The sequence below is a fragment of the Bacillus sp. mrc49 genome (assembly GCF_002803435.1).
Genome location: NZ_PHNG01000796.1, coordinates 1 through 16,674, shown reverse-complemented (window position 1 = coordinate 16,674; position 16,674 = coordinate 1). Strand labels below are relative to the sequence as shown.

Genomic DNA, 16,674 nt, shown 5'->3' with positions numbered 1-16,674 from the left:
GCCCGCCTCCCTTTTAATTATTGATATATTTTTCAAAAACATATCCGAAATCTTTCACATGGTATTTTTTCCGGCTGTCCATCAACCATTCAAACGCTGCAGCATTGATCTCCTTGAAGCTTGACGCCATTTGATTCCCTTCGGTCCGAACCTGGTTCAAGGTTGAAGAAGCCAGATTTACGCTTTGCTGCGCATATTGCAGGGCATATTCATTCTCATGGCAAATTTCCGATATTTTCACGAGTGATTTGAACAGGTCCTTCAATTTTTCGATGAATTTTTTATGGACATCGATGGAGAACGTCCTTGCGCCGATCGAAAATTTAATTTCCGCATCCAAATCGACGGTTCCCGCCGTTTCAAGGGTCACGTTGGAAATATTATTCTGGCTGTAGCTGTACCGCATAAGTGTACGCTTCTTGCTGATCGCACTTGTCCCATCCAAATGGATGAAAGCTTGATTGGTGAAACAATACTCATCCGTTTTCGATTTAATCAGGAAATATATTTTTTCCCCATCTTCGTGCATGATATAATCATCCGCATCGACCTTGTCATAATCGGCAGGACTTATCACACTTCCAATATCACTTAGACCAAGGGCATCAGCCGCTATTTTCTTGAACATTTCTCCATTCCTCCTATCATGATTCCAGGTGAATTACACCCTTTTAGACGTTTTTCTCCAATATGATCTCATCTCGGATCGGGATGCCATCTCTGCTGTAAAAAGGAATTTCAGGCTTGATTTCCCGTGAATGTTCCACTGCATTTGGGACGATTTCCGAAATGACATACCCTCGCTTTTGAAAGAACTTCAATGCCTGTAGATTATCATTCGTCGTAATCGCTTTAATTGTATGGCAGTTTTTCTCCTTAGCGATATTCTCCATCACATAAAGCAACGATGAGCCCACACCTTGATTCTCATGCACACTATTCAAAGAAATGATCTGGCATACTTGACCGGACACCTTGTACGTGCCCAATCCCGAGATTTCTTCATCCTCATCCATCACCCCGAAACCCTCAAGTTCGGCATAATGAAATAAGCCCCTTGAAAAAACGACTTGGCTCGTCTCCCAGTGGTCTATGAAAAAACGCTTAACCGTATCTGCCGCAATCATCCTTTTCGCCACGATTTGCATAACAACTTACGCCCCCAAAATTTCCATCTCTATGATTTATAGTATAAAAGGCTTATGCTGATAAGGGAACTATTTATTATTGATTCGGATTGTCGACGCCCCTAATCCTTGTTCATGTGAGCCTGTCATCTTCTAATCGCTGGTTCCTCTTCGTCACTTCATCCTCGAATTGCTTCGTCTTCATCTCTTCTTTTTTTGAATATCTGATAATGGCCCTCATCGTAAAAACGGCGGCAACCAAAAAAATGAAACAAGTGATGCCAGCCGGAATATACTCAGACTTGTCTTCCGGAAAATAAAGAAACAAACCTAGTAAAGCATGATCGAGAAAATCCATCCGATACTTCCTCCTTGATAGAGATATGCACTGCTTTCTACCATTATATCAATTCCCAGAACAATCCACTAGTGAACCGTATTGGCTAAAACGGAGAGTGATATTTGGATTCCATTTGTTACTCATCTCACTTTACCGATTGAAGGTAGAACAATCCTAAGGATTCCTTGTTGATTTGGATCTAATAACTCACCTGTTTTTGATAAACCCTTTTCAAGCTCCGCTTCCATTCGTCCACTCTTATTATTTGGTTCTTGTATGATTGCCTGGGCTATCGTATAAAAAGCCTCACCATACCAAAAGGTTATCTTTTGCAGTTCTTGATAGCCATCATTTGAGAGCATCTCGTTCATGTAGAATACCACTAATGTTTTATAAAAAATCAGTATTTGCCTTAGCACCGTCTGTTCCTGCGCTAACTCAATCTTGTCAAGACCAGCCTGAAGGATTTCATTCCCCTCCTCAGGACGATGGGCTGCCAGATAATGATAAATCTATTTTGAATTCCAAAGTATCATATTTGATTTTATGAATATCGTTATTGGAAGAATTTCTAGATTGAACATATACCAGATCTTCCACGCTCATACATAATCATACTGCGGAATGATGGAGTGTAGGACCGAATAAGCGGGAGTTAGGTCGAATTAACGGAGATTAGGACGGATTAAGCGGGAGTTAGGTCGAATTATACGAAGTCTAGGACGGAATAAGTGGGAGTTAGGACGGAATAAGCGGAATCAGGTCGAATTATATGTGGTATAGGGCGAATTTTCAATTATAGTAAGATTTCGTGTTCCTCTTAGCACGGTTTGCCGCTGCTTTTTTCGGATTCCGCATCATGGCTCCGGCCTTTGCATCAATTTACTTCAGGCCCATCCCTGCACATAAAAAAGCGAGAGACACTCGGCCCCTCACTTTTCATGGTTTATAAAATGGTGATTCCTTTAATGACTACATCCTCGGCTGGCTTGTCTCCTGCCACGGTTTCCACGTCAGCAATCGCATCCACGACGTCCATGCCTTCGATGACTTGTCCAAAAACGGAATGCTTATGGTCAAGCCATGGAGTGCCGCCTTGTTCCATATAGGCACTGATGATTTCCTCAGGATAACCGGCTTGCTTCATTTGCCCGCCCATCCTGCTGTCCACGTGCTGAGCTTGTACGACGAAGAATTGGCTGCCGTTCGTTCCCGGTCCTGCATTTGCCATGGAAAGCGCTCCCCGCAAATTGAATAATTGCATCGAGAACTCGTCCTCGAATGGCGCTCCCCAAATGCTTTCTCCACCCATTCCAGTTCCTGTTGGATCTCCGCCTTGCAGCATGAAATCCTTGATGACACGGTGGAAAATGATCCCTTCGTAGTAACCGTTTTCAGCATGTGTCAAGAAATTTTCCACTGTCTTTGGAGCAAGTTCAGGGAATAGCTTGATTTTAATATCGCCAAGCGTCGTTTGCATGATGACCGCTTTTTCATTTTCCAATACTTCACTTGTTAATTGCGGAAAGTTTGTCATTGTCATACCCTCTTTCTTTTTTATAAAATGGCCTCATCTTCATTTGTACACTTTACACGATTTTTATAAAAAAAGCATCTTTGCAAAATTGAACAAAATCGCTGTGAAAAATCGGTGTTCTTATGTATCATGAAGGAAGTTAAAGAAAGGTGGTAGGGAAATGTCAGAACAAGATTTTAAAATCGGCGATAAGGTTACCGCGATATATAAAACAGGAAAATACATCGGCGAAGTCACCGATATCAGGCCTGCTGCATATCTTGTTAAAGTGTTGGCTGTCATGAAGCATCCCATGCAGGGAGATCTTCATAACCCGAAGCAAACGGAGGTGTCCATGTTCCATCAACGGCGTGCCCTTGCATTCCGGGAGCAAACCAATGTGCCTAAGAATATGGTCAGGGTTTTTGATGGGGAAATTCCTGAGTATCGGGAATCCTTAAAAGAGGCTGTTGCGAAAATGAAACAAACCTTAAGCGAAGCCGATACGGAGTGGAATGAAAAAAGCTTGCGGCTCCTCGAAGATCTAGCGGTGGATTATTTCAAATAAAGCATGATAAAAGCCAAATCAGTAGTAGATGATTTGGCTTTTATAACGCTAAATGATTCAGCACCTTCGATAAATCAATGCGATCGCCAATCGTGGTTGGTTCATGATTTTGCATATAGCTCTTATCCTTCTCTACCAGCTTAAAGATATTGTATGTCGTGATTGCGTCATCCAGCGCCCTATGATGCTTGCCTGTCCCTTCTTTACCATAGGCCTGTACAGCCTTCCAAAGGCCGGTTTGATTTTGATCCCCGAAAAAGCGTTTGTACTCCAAACAAAGATCCGTCTGTTTTCCTGAAAACGGGAACTTCAACCCTGCTTTCTGACAGTTTTGGCGGAGCACCTTCATGTCCATATTCCCCCAAGTCACAATTGTCGTTGGATGCTGCTCATCTATCTTCCTCAATAAAGAAACCAGCTCTTCAAATGAAATCCCCCGGTCCACCTGTTCTTGGGTTATATTCAAGAATTTCTTGCACCTTCCCGTTAAGGCCGGAAATTTCAATGGGTTGACAAAAGATGAAAACTGCTCCTGAATCGTCTCATTCATGACGGTGACGAAGCCGACCTCAATGATTTCCGGATAAAAGCCTACTGGATTCGCTTTCCCCTCCGGCATCGTAAATTCAAAATCTATGAATACATATTGCTGTTGTTCGTCCATTTTTATGACCCCCTTCTTAGTCCTGACGTTTATTTATAAACATATATTAGTTTTCTTTTCTCATGAGAATATTATAACAGAAGATTTAGAAAGTTCTTCACCGGATTGCCCTCATCTTCAACACCCTTACCGGAGGGGAGCCCTAAATTCCCCAAAAGTCTTTATTGTCTTCCTTAATTGGATTATGATGGATGTATGAACCAAAAGTACCATTCCACTCCTTATTTTGTCCAAGAACATACTAAAAATATATTAGTTAGGAAGTTGAACTATGCGCACGTATCTTGGTTATATCACGATTTTCTTGTTAGTTCCTGTTCTGACCTTATTCATCTTTCTTTCCTATCAGGAATGGTCATTGGCCCAATCTCCCTATCATGTGCTCGATGAGCGCATTCCCATTGATTCGATTGAATTGTCCCAGACAAGTTACATGACGGCCGCAAATGGAAAAGTGATCAGCGAGGTATCCGATGGCGGAAAAAGGTCATACCTAAAACTTGATGATATCCCTCTATTCCTGGAAAATCTGTTCATCGTTTCCGAAGATCAAAAGTTCTATGAGCATGGCGGCGTCGACCTGTCGGGGATCAGCAGGGCACTTCTTGTCAATTCCCAAAATGATGCGATCGAACAAGGCGGCAGCACCATCACCCAGCAACTGGCCCGGAATGTCTTCCTTACCCATGATCGGACTTATAACCGGAAACTTAGTGAACTCCTCTATGCCTATCAATTGGAGCGCAAGAAATCCAAACAGGAAATCATGGAGCTATATTTGAATGCCATCTATTTCAGTAATGGCGCCTATGGAATCGAAGCCGCTTCCCAGTTTTACTTCAGTAAATCGACTCGGGAGTTGTCCAAGGCTGAGCTGGCCTTCTTGGCCGCGATCCCTAATAATCCGGAACACTATAATCCCCTTAAACATTTTGATGCAACGAAAAAGCGACAAGAGAGGTTGCTGAAACAAATGGTAGCCGAAGGTGATTTGGAACAGATGGAGTATGATAGGCTTATCAAAAGTACGATTAGATTGAACTTGTCCACCCCGGTCGAGCTATATCCCGATTATGTGACGTATGTTCATCAGGAATTGAAAAACCTGGTGGCATCCTCTGAAGGTCTCTCGAAACCTCTACAAAGTTCTGATGAGTCTGTCCGTCAAAAAGCGGAAGCCGAGCTTGGTAACAAGGTCGAAAAGCTTTTACATTCCGGTGTAACCATTCATACCGCACTCGATACGAAACTGCAAACCCAGTCCAAGACTGCCCTGCAATCGAAAATAGGTGTCAATGATATCGAGGGAGCGATAGTGGTTATACAGCATCATACGCACGAGCTTGTCTCTTTGATTGGGGGAAAAGATTATAAAAAAAATTCTTTCAATCGTTCATACCAAAGCTATAGGCAGCCGGGATCGGCCATCAAGCCCCTGCTTGACTATGCTCCCTACCTTGAGGAAACCGGCGCTGACATCAATCAGCTTGTAAGCGGAGCGAGCTATTGCAGCAATAGCTACTGCCCAAAGAACTATAGCGGTGATAGCTACGGGATGGTCACGTTAAGGACCGCATTCGCTCAATCCTATAACACACCCGCGATAAGGCTTTTTGAAAAGACGGGCATGAAAAGGAGCTTTTCGTATCTCGATGCCTTCGATTTCAAAAGAATCACCATGAATGATCACCATATCAGTTCGGCTATAGGCGGCTTCGAATACGGCATGAGTCCCCTCGAATTGACGAATGCCTATACCTCCTTCCAAGATGGCAACTACCAGCCAGCGCGCGCGATCATTAAAGTCACCGACAAACAAGGTAAAACCATTTATAGCTGGAAGGATAAACCCAAGGAGGTATGGAGCAAAAATACCGTCAGCAAAATGAGGACGCTTCTCCATGAAGTAACCTTGACCGGTACGGGCCGCAAAGCCTACTTCCCTGCGGAATACGTCGGTGGCAAAACCGGTACGACCAATGATGTAAAAGACATGTGGTTTGTCGGCCTGACCGCAAACTACACGACAGGCGTCTGGATCGGTAAGGACAAACCAGCCAACCTTCAAGCCATTTATTCACGCTCACCGCATACGCTGATATGGAAAGACATCAGCCAAACGGCCGAGCAATAAAAATAAGCTAACGAATACTCGCGATATCAAGGTGACTAACGACGAAAAGCCAAATCCATCCTTACCGAGGGTTTGGCTTTTTAGCTGAAAAAAAGTGAATAGGAAGGCTGGGGAAGAATGCTTAACGGACTAAAGGGGTTTTAGGCTGAGTGGAATGCAACGGTCTCAGTACTGATTCTCCTAAACGCCGGGCATTCGGGGTTCCATCTTGTTTTAAGAAAAAAAGGTGCCTTCATTGGCACCTTCTTTTTTTTATGGTTAGATGGGCAGGCTTGCAATGACGCTGTTGTAAAGCTTCAAGCCGGCAAAGGCGACGATGGAAATCAAGGCCGTCCAAACGAAGATCGGAAAGAAGACCAGCCCGACCAACCTCGACAAATTCAGGTTCGGGCTCAATTTATTGACGAAATAAATCAAGGCCACGATATTCGTTGCGGTGAAGATCACTCCTAGCCCAATGATGTATTGAACACTGAACAAGGAGCACGCAGCGCCAATGACATATATGACCGAGCCCCTTCTTACACTGTTCAAGGCTTTTCCTTCCGAATCCTTGGAAAAGAATAACAAAGATAGCTCCATTACAGTGTCAGAGATCAATTTCAAGGCGGCAAAAACCATGAAAAATAGGAGAAGCAATACGATCAGCAGCGCCAGCTTTATGCCCGTTTCAGAAAAAAACTCCAGCATTCCTTGGTAGATGCCCAAATTCCCGAATAACTTGAGCATTTGCATTTCCCCATAAATGGAAAAGGATAGGCTGAATAATAGGATTGATATGATCGGAAAGTAGCTTAGTAAATATGTGTTTTTCATGTTTTCTCCATCCATGCTTCTTTTATCCTATATTATGCAAGATAAACCACGATTTCACAATGGATACTATACGGATTCCCCGCAAATAAACATTTGAAATAAATATTTTCAGAGCGGTGGAGGCTCCTTTTCTACCTATATATAAATCTTCATTTTAGTGGACGATCCTCGTTCCTAAAGCCATGCAAACCCCAAAAAATTGCGTTATACTTTTAATCGTGACATGTAATTAATAAAAAAAATGGCATCAGCAACGAAGATTTCCTGGCGTCTAGTATTGCGTAAATACAAGCATAATAAGACGAAAGACTTCGTAAAAAAGGGGGGGAGTTTATGTCATTGCTTCATCTGGCGGTTTTATCACCGTTTTTATTAGCTCTTATTGTTCCACTCTTATACAAACAATTTCGACAAATACATACAGGATGGTTTGTACTCATATTACCCATTCTCCTTTTCACCTATTTTTCAAGGTACATCCCCATGACCAAACAGGGCGATGTCATGACGGAAAGGGCTGCATGGATCCCTTCTCTCGGTATCCATGTCGATTTCTATGTTGATGGACTAGGGCTTCTGTTCGCCTTGCTCATTACCGGAATAGGTTCACTCGTCGTTCTCTACTCCGTTTTCTATTTATCGAAGGAGAAGGAAAGGCTGAATCAGTTTTACGTCTTTCTTTTGCTCTTCATGGGTGCGATGCTCGGTGTGGTCCTTTCGGATAACCTGATTGTCCTTTATACATTTTGGGAATTCACCAGTCTCTCCTCGTTTTTATTGATTGGATATTGGAATGAAAGGGAGCGTTCTCGTTACGGGGCACAGAAATCCCTGCTGATTACCGTCCTTGGAGGACTAAGCCTGCTTGGGGGGATCATTCTCCTTTCCATCATGGGCAACACCTTCAGCATACGTGAATTGATAGCACAAAGTGGGCAGCTGATGGATCACTCACTTTTCACTCCTGCACTATTGCTCGTCCTGCTTGGGGCATTCACTAAATCGGCCCAATTCCCCTTCCATATCTGGCTTCCTGATGCGATGGAGGCTCCGACGCCCGTCAGTGCCTATCTTCATTCGGCAACGATGGTCAAGGCCGGGATTTATTTAGTGGCTCGATTAAGCCCTGTTTTTGCAGAATCCGGGTTATGGCTCTGGCTCGTTTCGATTACCGGATTGATCACCCTTTTCTGGGGCTCGTTCTCGGCAATCAAGCAGACCGATTTAAAAGGCATCCTCGCCTTTTCCACCATCAGTCAGCTTGGATTGATCATGTCGTTGCTGGGTCTGGGCGCGGCAGCACTCCATTATGATTCAATGGGGGAAAATATCTACTTGGCAGCCACGGTTGCAGCCGTATTCCACTTGATTAATCACGCGACCTTCAAGGGCAGCCTTTTCATGGTTGCAGGCATCATTGATCATGAAACCGGGACCCGCGATATCAAAAAGCTTGGCGGATTGATGCAGGTGATGCCGATCACCTTCACCGTCGCCATCATCGGCGCTTTTTCAATGGCAGGCCTTCCGCCATTCAACGGATTCTTAAGTAAGGAAATGTTCTTGGCCAGCATGGTCAATGTATTGGAGCTGGATATCTTCAATATGGACACATGGGGAGTTCTGTTCCCTGTTATTGCCTGGATTGCGAGTGTGTTCACTTTTATATATAGCATGATTGTCGTGCTCAAACCCTTTACAGGCAACCTTCAGGCAAACCTATTGGATAGGAAGCCACATGAGGCACCGATCGGGATGCTGGTTTCTCCCATCATCCTTGCCTTGCTGGTCATCGTTTTCGGCATTTTCCCAAACCTGCTTGCTTCTTCGATCATCAAGCCTGCAGTAGCTGGCATACAGCCTAGCTTGGCAACCGATGATTTCCATGTCCATATTGCTTTCTGGCATGGGTTCAAACCTGAAGTATGGATGACGATCGGCATCATCGCATTGGGAATTCTTTTATACAAAATGCTTCCGAAGTGGCAGAGGATCACACAGTTGGTTCCTGAACGTATATCCTTGAATTCTTTGTATGATAACGGATTAAGGGGACTTGAACGATCGTCCTCCTCCGTGATGAAATTACTAATGACTGGTTCATTGCGGAACTATCTGCTATCCATTTTCCTATTCTTCATTCTTTCATTGGGCTTTACGATTTATTGGAAAGATGCCTTTACATTGGATACAGGACATTTTGCCCCGATCGGTTTTTACGAGCTGCTATTAGCTGGCGTCATCGTCGTCGCGGCGATTGCGATTTTGTTTGCCAAGTCACGTTTAACCTCGATCATCATCTTGGGAGCAGTCGGTTATGCGATTTCCCTGTTTTTCGTCTTGCTGCGGGCTCCGGATTTAGCACTGACCCAGCTAGTCATTGAAACGATTTCCGTATCGCTGTTCTTGCTTTGCTTCTTCCACCTGCCATTGATGGCCAGCAGAAAGGAAGAACGGATGACATTCAGGTTGAATAACGCCTTGATATCCATTGGTGTAGGCGTCATCGTGACTTTGATCGCCTTATCGGCACACAGCAATAAACTATTTGATTCCATATCAAGCTATTACCTTGAAAACGCGTATAAAGAGGCAGGCGGGAAAAACGTCGTAAATGTCATTCTCGTCGACTTCCGCGGACTTGATACGATGTTTGAAATCACTGTCCTTTCCATCGCCGCGCTCGGGATCTTCGCGATGATCAAATTGCGTCTGACAAGGGGGAAAGCTAAATCATGAAGCAAAACGACCTGATTCTTCAAACGGTTACGAAGGTCGCCGCCTTCGTAATCCTCCTTTTCGCGGTGGCCATCTTCCTGGGCGGGCATTATTCACCAGGCGGCGGGTTTGTCGGAGGCTTGATGACTTCGGCTGCCATTGTGCTGCTGCTGCTCGCCTTCGATTTAAAGACCGTCACCGCGATCCTGCCGATCGATTATAAGTTGATGATCGGTGCAGGCTTGCTCATTTCAAGCCTGACGGTTGCAGGCGGGCTGTTGTTCGGCGTACCGCTCATGACCCATGCCTACCGTTATGTCGATTTGCCTCTTCTTGGGCATATCTCACTTCACACCGCCGTGCTTTTTGATCTCGGTGTTTATCTTGTGGTTGTTGGTGTCACGATGACCATTATTCAAACGATAGGGGAGAGTGAATAATGGAACTATTAATGGCTATAGTCATTGGAATTTTATTCATGTGCGCGACGTACTTAATGCTTTCAAAAAGCATGATAAGAATCATAATCGGTACCGGGCTGCTCAGTCACGGCGCCCATCTGTTGATTTTGACGATGGGCGGTCTAAAAGCCGGCTCCGTCCCGTTGCTGAGTGAAGAAGCTGCTTTCTATGTCGATCCGCTTCCGCAAGCACTCATCTTAACGGCAATCGTCATCAGTTTCGGTGTGACGTCCTTCCTGCTGGTACTGGCTTACCGTTCCTACCAGGAGCTCGGAACGGATGATATGGAAGAAATGAGAGGTACAAAAACGAATGAGTAACTTAACCTTCCTGCCTGTTTTATGGCCGCTTTTCACAGGCATCTTTCTCATTTTCATTGCAAAAAAAATCAAGCTCCAACGATGGATTTCACTTTTTTCGTCACTTATTGGAATCGTAATATCCAGCTTTCTTGTATTCTCGGTACATTCCCAGGGTATCTTGACCTTGGGTGTCGGCAGCTGGGAGGCACCTTTCGGGATCGTGATTGTCGCAGATATGCTTGCCTCACTGCTTGTCCTGACTACGAATATCATCGGGCTGGCCATTTTGCTTTATTCGTTCCACTCGATAGGGGAAGAACGTGAAGCGCACTATTATTATCCCGTTTTTCAATTTTTATTGATTGGCGTGAATGGGGCCTTCCTTACGGGCGACCTTTTCAATCTATTTGTCTTCTTCGAAGTGATGCTGATGGCTTCTTATGTGCTGCTGGTACTCGGCGGGACGAAAATCCAGCTGAGGGAATCGTTGAAGTATATCATTGTCAACGTGCTCTCCTCTTCCTTTTTCGTCATCATGGTCGCGTATCTCTACTCTGTACTGGGCACATTGAATATGGCGCAGATCAGCCAAAGGATAGCAGAGGTCAATCAGCCTGCGATCCTCTCGGTGATAGCCATCGGTTTCTTGCTCGTTTTCGGCTTGAAAGGCGCCATTTTCCCGCTCTTCCAGTGGCTGCCTGGGTCTTATCATGCTCCGCCGATTCCCGTGATGGCACTATTCGGGGCCTTGCTGACCAAGGTCGGGATATACTCGATTTTCCGCACCTATACGCTGATGTTTTATCATGACCAAGGCTTTACCCATACCTTCCTGGCGTGGCTTGCCATCTTGACCATCCTCATCGGCGTCATCGGGGCGATTGCCTATTGGGATGTAAAGAAAATCATCATTTACAACATCATCATCGCTGTCGGTGTCATCGTTTTCGGCATCTCCGTGATGAATGAACAGGCATTATCAGGCTCGATTTTATATATCATCCATGACATGCTGATCAAGGCTGCACTCTTCCTGCTGATCGGCATCATGATCAAACTCACCGGTTCCGCTGATTTAAGGAAAATGGGCGGCTTGATCAAGCAGTATCCCGCCCTTGCCTGGACCTTTTTCATAGCTGCCATATCCTTGGCTGGGATCCCGCCATTCAGCGGCTTTGCCGGCAAGCTTCTTATTCTCCTGGGAGCTGGAAAATCAGGCGACTACCTTGGAATGGCCATTGTCCTGCTATCAAGCTTGATGGTCCTGTATTCCGTGATGAAAATCTTCATCTACGGCTTCTGGGGAACACCGAGGACTGATTATCGCCCGGCAGCCGTTCCGGTTAATAAGATGCTTATTCCTGCCGTAACCCTCGTTGCCATTTCCGTCATATACGGAGTTGGAACGGAAGCGATATACCCTTACATTTCTCAAGCTGTCGAAACATTATTGAATCCGGATATTTATATCAAAGCGGTTTTAAAGGAGTAGTGCCTGATGTCATTCCAAATTTTACTGAATCTGGTCCTTGCGGTTACTTGGATGTTTTTAAAAAATGAGTTTGATGGGAGCACCTTTATCATCGGATATGCATTGGGACTTTGCATCATGTTCGTCTTCCGCCATTTTTTCAAGGACCGCTTCTACCTGAACCGGGTGAACGCCGTCATCCGCTTGCTGCTCATATTTGCAAGGGAACTCGTCTCTTCCAACATTAGCGTCCTCAAGGTCGTTTTAAAGCCGAAGCTGGATATGCAGCCTGGCATATTCGCCTTCGAAACCGTGCTGACGAAGGATTGGGAAATAACGATCCTCGCGAATTTAATTACCCTGACACCAGGGACGCTAGTCGTCGAAGTTTCGGAGGATAATCGGATTCTTTATATCCATGCGATGGATATCGCCGACAAGGCTGATGCTGTGGATAGTATTAAACATACATTCGAAAAGGCGATCATGGAGGTGAGCAAATAATGTTCGATTTAGTGCTGAAAATAGCCTTGCTCGGTGCATCCCTTTCCATGGCTGGGTTCCTCTACCGTTTAATCATAGGGCCATCCGTACCGGATCGGGTCATCGCACTCGATGCAATGGGAATCAATCTGATCGCAATCGTGGCGCTTGCCTCCATTGTCATGGACACTAGCGCCTATCTTGAAGCCATTCTGCTGCTCGGAGTCCTCTCCTTCATCGGAACGGTCGCTTTTGCCAAATTCCTCGAGAAAGGAGAGATCATTGAAGATGACCGCAATCGTTGAAATCCTATCCGGCCTATTCCTTTTAATGGGTGTCTTCCTCTTTCTAGTATCCGCTTTCGGCATCATCCGCTTGCCTGATGTCTATACAAGGAATCACGCTGCTTCAAAAAGCTCGACGCTTGGAATCATGTTCATCCTGATTGGCACGTTGTTATACTTTTATCATCAACATGGCCATGTCGATTTCCGGATCGTGCTCGCCATCATCTTTATCTTCATGACCAGTCCCGTCGCTGGACATTTGATCAACCGCTCCGCTTACCATACAGGGGTTAAAATGTGGGATCGAAGTGTCCAGGACGATTTGAAGAAGGGCCGGTGATTTCCTTTTCATGTTCAAAAAAGCTGCCCCTCGAACAGGAACAGCCCTCAGCAGCAGGCAAACTCGAAAACATCAGAGTTTGCCTGTTGCTCATTTGTCAGTTTTTTCAAGATCGGCGCTTAATCCACCATCAACCCTTTAGAAACACTTGATCGCCCAGCCTGATTTGACCTGTCCGCAAGACGGAAGCATAGACGCCAAAATGATTGTTCCTTTCCTTGACGACGGTTTTTAATAGGGAAGGATCTTTATGGGAATCTCCAGGGTCGACCGTTATGATCATGCAGCGTTCGCAATGCCTTTTGATTTCCAGTTCGACGTCATTGCCAATGATAATCCGCTTTCCGAACCAACTTTCTTCCAGAAAGGGCGTTTTGTTCACTAAAGACAGCACTAAATTATGCCTGAACCTTCTGCCATCCACTTCATTTCCCCAAAGCTTCGTCAATTCAGCTATGGAAGCATCACTAACAAGCAATATATTTTCTTCTTCGATGGCCCCGAACGGAATATGCGAAGGAGGATACTCAACGGCTTCTGCCTCCCGCCTCAGCAACAGGTCCATTTCCTCCCGGAAGGCTTTATCCCCCCATGTCAGCACGTTTCCGTCCGGTGCCTTCACTTTCAATTCGGGATAAGCGTTCAACGTTTCCTCACCTGAAAAGAAAGCTTGATAGCGAACCATTTCAGGAACCTGGGTTATCGTGATGAATTTCCCCTGCTTGTCCTTAAAGGCATGACTGCGATCTCCATATAACCCATAAGCCATCACCTTCGTTGCCTTTACCTGTTCACCAGCAAATGATTTAACCGGATGCCGGGTGATTTCTTGTATAGAGCCAACAAGCATAAAAAAACTCCTTTGCAACCATTTGTATACCCATTCAATCAGCCGACCAGGGATCAACCCGGAGCATTTACCATGCTAAGCTGTTTTTTCTCCGTCACTTTGGTAAGTCAATGATGGCTAACGTACAGCGGGAAATGCAGATAAGATGATCCTCTTCGTCCCTGATCTTCACGTCCCATACCATCGTAGTCCTCCCGCGATGGATGATATTCCCCTCCGCGGTAACAAACCCAGAGCGAACTCCCCTTACATGATTGGCATTGATCTCAAGTCCGACCACAGCCTGCTTCGTCTGATCCACAAGCTGCATCCCCCCGGCGCTTGCAACGGATTCGGCAAGTGCAACAGATGCCCCCCCATGCAACAAACCATAAGGCTGCCTCGTTCGTTCATCCACCGGCATCGTGGCTATGATTTTCCCATCCCCGTATTCTTTCATTTCGATTCCAAGCGTGCCTATCAACGAATTATCCATATTGATCTCCATTCCAATCCCCCCATTTTTTTATTTCCTTCAGGTAAATCATAACATTTAGAGGCAAAAAAATGAATCACCGTTCATAATATTGCATCTAAAAAGGATGACCCGTATCGATCAAGTCATCCTCATCCGTTCATTTGGAGATCAGTTCCTTCAATTCAGACCAGCTTGAAAGTCTCGGTATATCCAATTCCCTGTTATAGGAATTGTCGATTGCATACACCTTCGTTGGAATATCCAATAAGGTTTCGAGGACAGCCGGTTTATCATCGAAATAATAATCAAGCTCAAGCTGATTGATCGTATCGATTTTTTCATGATCCTTCATGCCGCAGAAAAAATGGTCATCCTTAACCGGAAAGCCGTTTTCGATCATCCAGTTTTTCGTCCGTTCACCATGCTCCGTCTTTCTGGCAGTGATGTAATAAATCTCATGCCCTGCTAATTCAAGCTCCTGGAGCGTTTCCACTGCGCCCTCGAAAGCGGGACACGATGAATAATACACTTCCTCGACAAGACTATTCCACATCTTGCCGCCCGCCTCTTTATCAAGCCCGAATGCTTCATGGATTTCTATCGTCTTTAACGCTTTGAATACCGCCAGTTCCACGTTTTTATTCAGCTTTTCATTATAAAGATGGAACGCGAATTCCCTCAAATTAATCAGGGTATCATCAATATCGAACCCAAATTTCATATCATTCACTCCTATTCAAACATAAGCGGCAAACTGTGAGGCGAAGGATATCTCCTTGTCCACTTGAATGGCTTGCAATCTTTCAATTTCGGCCTTTCTTTCCGGCTCGGCAGCTTTTAGCCCAAGGAAGTCAGCATCCTCATGCAAGATGCATTCCCGGATAAGATCGGCCAATAAATCGGCATCTTTCATGGCGCAATTCAGCCCGAAAGCGCCTGTAGGCGTCATCGTATGGGCCGCGTCGCCCATTAAAGCAACTCCATCCTTCGTCCACGTTTCGCAATAGCTGCTGTGAACGTCCAATAATATGAAGTCATGCCAGGAGCGGATATTTTCCCGCGCACTTTCGATCAATTCAGGAAAGGCCAGCAGCAATTTTTCGATGAAAGGCTCAAAAGGCTGTTTTCGCAACTGGGGAAAAGAGTCGTGCTCTATATTCCAGCCAATTTGGATCGCCCCTCCCGTTTGAGTGAAGAGGGCGACTTGGGAGTCATTGACCAGTGCCATCTTGATTGAGGGCTGCCATCCCTTAGGAGCCGGGATTTTTGCCCACAACAGATCGTAGCCATGATTTTTAATCACGGCTTTAATCCCCGCTTTTTTCCGGACCGTGGAAAACCTCCCGTCGGCCCCGATGATCAATGGACTTTCGACAATCATGTCCTTTCCCTCTTTCCGGACCTTGACACCCGTAAACCGGCCCCGGTCATTCTGAATCAAGTCCGTTACCCGGCTATTGAGCATCAATCGAAAGGTGTCCAACTTTTTCGCTTCATCCAATATCGCTGAAAGCAAATGATTTTGAGGTACATGTATCCCAACATGATCTACCGGCCATTCAGGAAAAATCCGTTTAAATAAGCGGCCACCTTGCCAATATTCGATTCGGTCCATCCTTAGCAAGCCGAGCCTTTCCACAGTCTCGAATAAACCATGCTTTTTAAGGATGTCCTCTCCTTCCTCATTCAGGAACTCCCCCCTGAACTCCCTTGACACGTCAGAATGCCTTTCAAGCAGGACGACCGATATGCCCCGCTTGGCCAAAAGATAGGCTAACAGTGCTCCTCCAGGGCCAGACCCCACTATGCATACATCAGTTTTAACCACCATCATTCTTCACCTGTTGTCCATTATAATTTCGGATAAGCGGTGATGCGGATGTCTTCTCCAAACATGTCCACACTAGAGAAGGCTACATCCAGCGCTTCATCCATCGTATCAATATTCACTCCAGTAAACGGCGTCAGCGAGTTTCTCCCGCCCAATAGTTTAGGAGCAACGTAAATCAAGAATTTATCGATGAGCCCTGCCCTTAGGAAAGAGGCATTGACTTCACTTCCACCCTCTAGCAAAACATCCGTAATTCCCTTTTTATACAATTCTTCCGTCAGCGCGCCCAAATCGAGACCGCCCTCATTT

Annotated in this window: 21 protein-coding genes; 9 read left to right on the top strand and 12 right to left on the bottom strand. The window is 45.4% G+C overall.

Going from position 1 to position 16,674, the window contains the following annotated elements:
- Nucleotides 1–13 precede the first annotated feature (13 nt).
- The 5 genes from CVN76_RS25725 to CVN76_RS25705 all read right to left on the bottom strand — a co-directional run bounded on the left by CVN76_RS25725 (nt 14) and on the right by CVN76_RS25705 (nt 3,004).
- The gene (locus CVN76_RS25725; RefSeq protein WP_100533575.1) at nt 14–628 is read right to left on the bottom strand and encodes a PH domain-containing protein; all 615 of its coding nucleotides are present in this window, start codon (nt 626–628) and stop codon (nt 14–16) included.
- A 43-nt stretch (nt 629–671) separates the two neighbouring features.
- Nucleotides 672–1,148: a GNAT family N-acetyltransferase gene (locus tag CVN76_RS25720; protein WP_100533574.1), complete on the bottom strand. Its 477-nt coding sequence runs from the start codon at nt 1,146–1,148 to the stop codon at nt 672–674.
- 112 nt (nt 1,149–1,260) lie between these two features.
- Entirely contained in the window at nt 1,261–1,485 is a 225-nt protein-coding gene (locus CVN76_RS25715) for a hypothetical protein (RefSeq protein ID WP_100533573.1), read from the bottom strand.
- 122 nt (nt 1,486–1,607) lie between these two features.
- Nucleotides 1,608–1,838, bottom strand: a complete 231-nt coding sequence (locus CVN76_RS25710) for a hypothetical protein (protein ID WP_100533572.1) — start codon at nt 1,836–1,838, stop codon at nt 1,608–1,610.
- Nucleotides 1,839–2,413: 575 nt separating this feature from the next.
- Nucleotides 2,414–3,004: a peptidylprolyl isomerase gene (locus tag CVN76_RS25705; protein WP_442857606.1), complete on the bottom strand. Its 591-nt coding sequence runs from the start codon at nt 3,002–3,004 to the stop codon at nt 2,414–2,416.
- Nucleotides 3,005–3,164: 160 nt separating this feature from the next.
- On the opposite strand from CVN76_RS25705, the gene CVN76_RS25700 reads away from it, so the two are divergent.
- The gene (locus tag CVN76_RS25700) at nt 3,165–3,551 is read left to right on the top strand and encodes a kinase-associated lipoprotein B (protein ID WP_100533570.1); all 387 of its coding nucleotides are present in this window, start codon (nt 3,165–3,167) and stop codon (nt 3,549–3,551) included.
- A 40-nt stretch (nt 3,552–3,591) separates the two neighbouring features.
- Here the strand turns inward: CVN76_RS25700 and kapD are convergent, their stop codons facing one another.
- Nucleotides 3,592–4,215, bottom strand: coding sequence for a 3'-5' exonuclease KapD (gene kapD, locus CVN76_RS25695; protein ID WP_100533569.1), 624 nt, complete (start codon nt 4,213–4,215; stop codon nt 3,592–3,594).
- 271 nt (nt 4,216–4,486) lie between these two features.
- Between kapD and CVN76_RS25690 the strand changes: the two genes are divergently transcribed.
- Nucleotides 4,487–6,349, top strand: a complete 1,863-nt coding sequence (locus CVN76_RS25690) for a transglycosylase domain-containing protein (RefSeq protein ID WP_100533568.1) — start codon at nt 4,487–4,489, stop codon at nt 6,347–6,349.
- 258 nt (nt 6,350–6,607) lie between these two features.
- Here the strand turns inward: CVN76_RS25690 and CVN76_RS25685 are convergent, their stop codons facing one another.
- Nucleotides 6,608–7,165, bottom strand: coding sequence for a DUF5366 family protein (locus CVN76_RS25685; RefSeq protein ID WP_100533590.1), 558 nt, complete (start codon nt 7,163–7,165; stop codon nt 6,608–6,610).
- A 333-nt stretch (nt 7,166–7,498) separates the two neighbouring features.
- Between CVN76_RS25685 and CVN76_RS25680 the strand changes: the two genes are divergently transcribed.
- The 7 genes from CVN76_RS25680 to mnhG are packed head-to-tail and all read left to right on the top strand — an operon-like array spanning nt 7,499 to nt 13,227.
- Entirely contained in the window at nt 7,499–9,904 is a 2,406-nt protein-coding gene (locus CVN76_RS25680; RefSeq protein WP_100533567.1) for a Na+/H+ antiporter subunit A, read from the top strand.
- Nucleotides 9,901–10,323: a Na(+)/H(+) antiporter subunit B gene (locus CVN76_RS25675; RefSeq protein ID WP_061142459.1), complete on the top strand. Its 423-nt coding sequence runs from the start codon at nt 9,901–9,903 to the stop codon at nt 10,321–10,323. Before CVN76_RS25680 ends, CVN76_RS25675 begins: the two co-directional genes overlap by 4 nt.
- Nucleotides 10,323–10,664: a Na(+)/H(+) antiporter subunit C gene (locus tag CVN76_RS25670; protein ID WP_100533566.1), complete on the top strand. Its 342-nt coding sequence runs from the start codon at nt 10,323–10,325 to the stop codon at nt 10,662–10,664. The genes CVN76_RS25675 and CVN76_RS25670 overlap by 1 nt, the downstream gene beginning before the upstream one ends.
- The gene (locus CVN76_RS25665; RefSeq protein WP_100533565.1) at nt 10,657–12,138 is read left to right on the top strand and encodes a Na+/H+ antiporter subunit D; all 1,482 of its coding nucleotides are present in this window, start codon (nt 10,657–10,659) and stop codon (nt 12,136–12,138) included. Before CVN76_RS25670 ends, CVN76_RS25665 begins: the two co-directional genes overlap by 8 nt.
- Before the next feature lie 6 nt (nt 12,139–12,144).
- Complete coding sequence (locus tag CVN76_RS25660; RefSeq protein ID WP_100533564.1) at nt 12,145–12,621, top strand: Na+/H+ antiporter subunit E; 477 nt, start codon at nt 12,145–12,147, stop codon at nt 12,619–12,621.
- Nucleotides 12,621–12,905 (top strand): Na(+)/H(+) antiporter subunit F1, encoded by a 285-nt coding sequence (locus CVN76_RS25655; RefSeq protein ID WP_061142455.1) that lies wholly within the window; start codon nt 12,621–12,623, stop codon nt 12,903–12,905. Before CVN76_RS25660 ends, CVN76_RS25655 begins: the two co-directional genes overlap by 1 nt.
- Nucleotides 12,889–13,227, top strand: coding sequence for a monovalent cation/H(+) antiporter subunit G (mnhG, locus tag CVN76_RS25650; protein ID WP_100530097.1), 339 nt, complete (start codon nt 12,889–12,891; stop codon nt 13,225–13,227). Before CVN76_RS25655 ends, mnhG begins: the two co-directional genes overlap by 17 nt.
- A 130-nt stretch (nt 13,228–13,357) precedes the next feature.
- Here the strand turns inward: mnhG and CVN76_RS25645 are convergent, their stop codons facing one another.
- The 5 genes from CVN76_RS25645 to CVN76_RS25625 form a co-directional block, all read right to left on the bottom strand.
- Nucleotides 13,358–14,077, bottom strand: coding sequence for an MOSC domain-containing protein (locus CVN76_RS25645; protein ID WP_100533563.1), 720 nt, complete (start codon nt 14,075–14,077; stop codon nt 13,358–13,360).
- A 94-nt stretch (nt 14,078–14,171) separates the two neighbouring features.
- Nucleotides 14,172–14,564 carry a hotdog fold thioesterase gene (locus CVN76_RS25640; protein ID WP_061142452.1) on the bottom strand — a complete coding sequence of 131 codons (393 nt, stop codon included), beginning with the start codon at nt 14,562–14,564 and terminating at the stop codon, nt 14,172–14,174.
- A 127-nt stretch (nt 14,565–14,691) separates the two neighbouring features.
- Nucleotides 14,692–15,255: a 5' nucleotidase, NT5C type gene (locus CVN76_RS25635; RefSeq protein WP_100533562.1), complete on the bottom strand. Its 564-nt coding sequence runs from the start codon at nt 15,253–15,255 to the stop codon at nt 14,692–14,694.
- A gap of 15 nt (nt 15,256–15,270) precedes the next feature.
- The gene (locus CVN76_RS25630) at nt 15,271–16,365 is read right to left on the bottom strand and encodes an FAD-dependent monooxygenase (RefSeq protein WP_100533561.1); all 1,095 of its coding nucleotides are present in this window, start codon (nt 16,363–16,365) and stop codon (nt 15,271–15,273) included.
- A 20-nt stretch (nt 16,366–16,385) separates the two neighbouring features.
- Nucleotides 16,386–16,674: RibD family protein (locus tag CVN76_RS25625; RefSeq protein WP_198512651.1), on the bottom strand; the 289-nt coding region annotated here is incomplete at its 5' end.

Excerpts from the sequence above, each read along its gene's own strand:
- CVN76_RS25725 (WP_100533575.1), bottom strand. The coding sequence starts at position 628 with ATGTTCAAGAAAATAGCGGCTGATGCCCTTGGTCTAAGTGATATTGGA.
- CVN76_RS25720 (WP_100533574.1), bottom strand. The coding sequence starts at position 1,148 with ATGCAAATCGTGGCGAAAAGGATGATTGCGGCAGATACGGTTAAGCGT.
- CVN76_RS25715 (WP_100533573.1), bottom strand. The coding sequence starts at position 1,485 with ATGGATTTTCTCGATCATGCTTTACTAGGTTTGTTTCTTTATTTTCCG.
- CVN76_RS25710 (WP_100533572.1), bottom strand. The coding sequence starts at position 1,838 with ATGAACGAGATGCTCTCAAATGATGGCTATCAAGAACTGCAAAAGATA.
- CVN76_RS25705 (WP_442857606.1), bottom strand. The coding sequence starts at position 3,004 with ATGACAAACTTTCCGCAATTAACAAGTGAAGTATTGGAAAATGAAAAA.
- CVN76_RS25700 (WP_100533570.1), top strand. The coding sequence starts at position 3,165 with ATGTCAGAACAAGATTTTAAAATCGGCGATAAGGTTACCGCGATATAT.
- kapD (WP_100533569.1), bottom strand. The coding sequence starts at position 4,215 with ATGGACGAACAACAGCAATATGTATTCATAGATTTTGAATTTACGATG.
- CVN76_RS25690 (WP_100533568.1), top strand. The coding sequence starts at position 4,487 with ATGCGCACGTATCTTGGTTATATCACGATTTTCTTGTTAGTTCCTGTT.
- CVN76_RS25685 (WP_100533590.1), bottom strand. The coding sequence starts at position 7,165 with ATGAAAAACACATATTTACTAAGCTACTTTCCGATCATATCAATCCTA.
- CVN76_RS25680 (WP_100533567.1), top strand. The coding sequence starts at position 7,499 with ATGTCATTGCTTCATCTGGCGGTTTTATCACCGTTTTTATTAGCTCTT.
- CVN76_RS25675 (WP_061142459.1), top strand. The coding sequence starts at position 9,901 with ATGAAGCAAAACGACCTGATTCTTCAAACGGTTACGAAGGTCGCCGCC.
- CVN76_RS25670 (WP_100533566.1), top strand. The coding sequence starts at position 10,323 with ATGGAACTATTAATGGCTATAGTCATTGGAATTTTATTCATGTGCGCG.
- CVN76_RS25665 (WP_100533565.1), top strand. The coding sequence starts at position 10,657 with ATGAGTAACTTAACCTTCCTGCCTGTTTTATGGCCGCTTTTCACAGGC.
- CVN76_RS25660 (WP_100533564.1), top strand. The coding sequence starts at position 12,145 with ATGTCATTCCAAATTTTACTGAATCTGGTCCTTGCGGTTACTTGGATG.
- CVN76_RS25655 (WP_061142455.1), top strand. The coding sequence starts at position 12,621 with ATGTTCGATTTAGTGCTGAAAATAGCCTTGCTCGGTGCATCCCTTTCC.
- mnhG (WP_100530097.1), top strand. The coding sequence starts at position 12,889 with ATGACCGCAATCGTTGAAATCCTATCCGGCCTATTCCTTTTAATGGGT.
- CVN76_RS25645 (WP_100533563.1), bottom strand. The coding sequence starts at position 14,077 with ATGCTTGTTGGCTCTATACAAGAAATCACCCGGCATCCGGTTAAATCA.
- CVN76_RS25640 (WP_061142452.1), bottom strand. The coding sequence starts at position 14,564 with ATGGAGATCAATATGGATAATTCGTTGATAGGCACGCTTGGAATCGAA.
- CVN76_RS25635 (WP_100533562.1), bottom strand. The coding sequence starts at position 15,255 with ATGAAATTTGGGTTCGATATTGATGATACCCTGATTAATTTGAGGGAA.
- CVN76_RS25630 (WP_100533561.1), bottom strand. The coding sequence starts at position 16,365 with ATGGTGGTTAAAACTGATGTATGCATAGTGGGGTCTGGCCCTGGAGGA.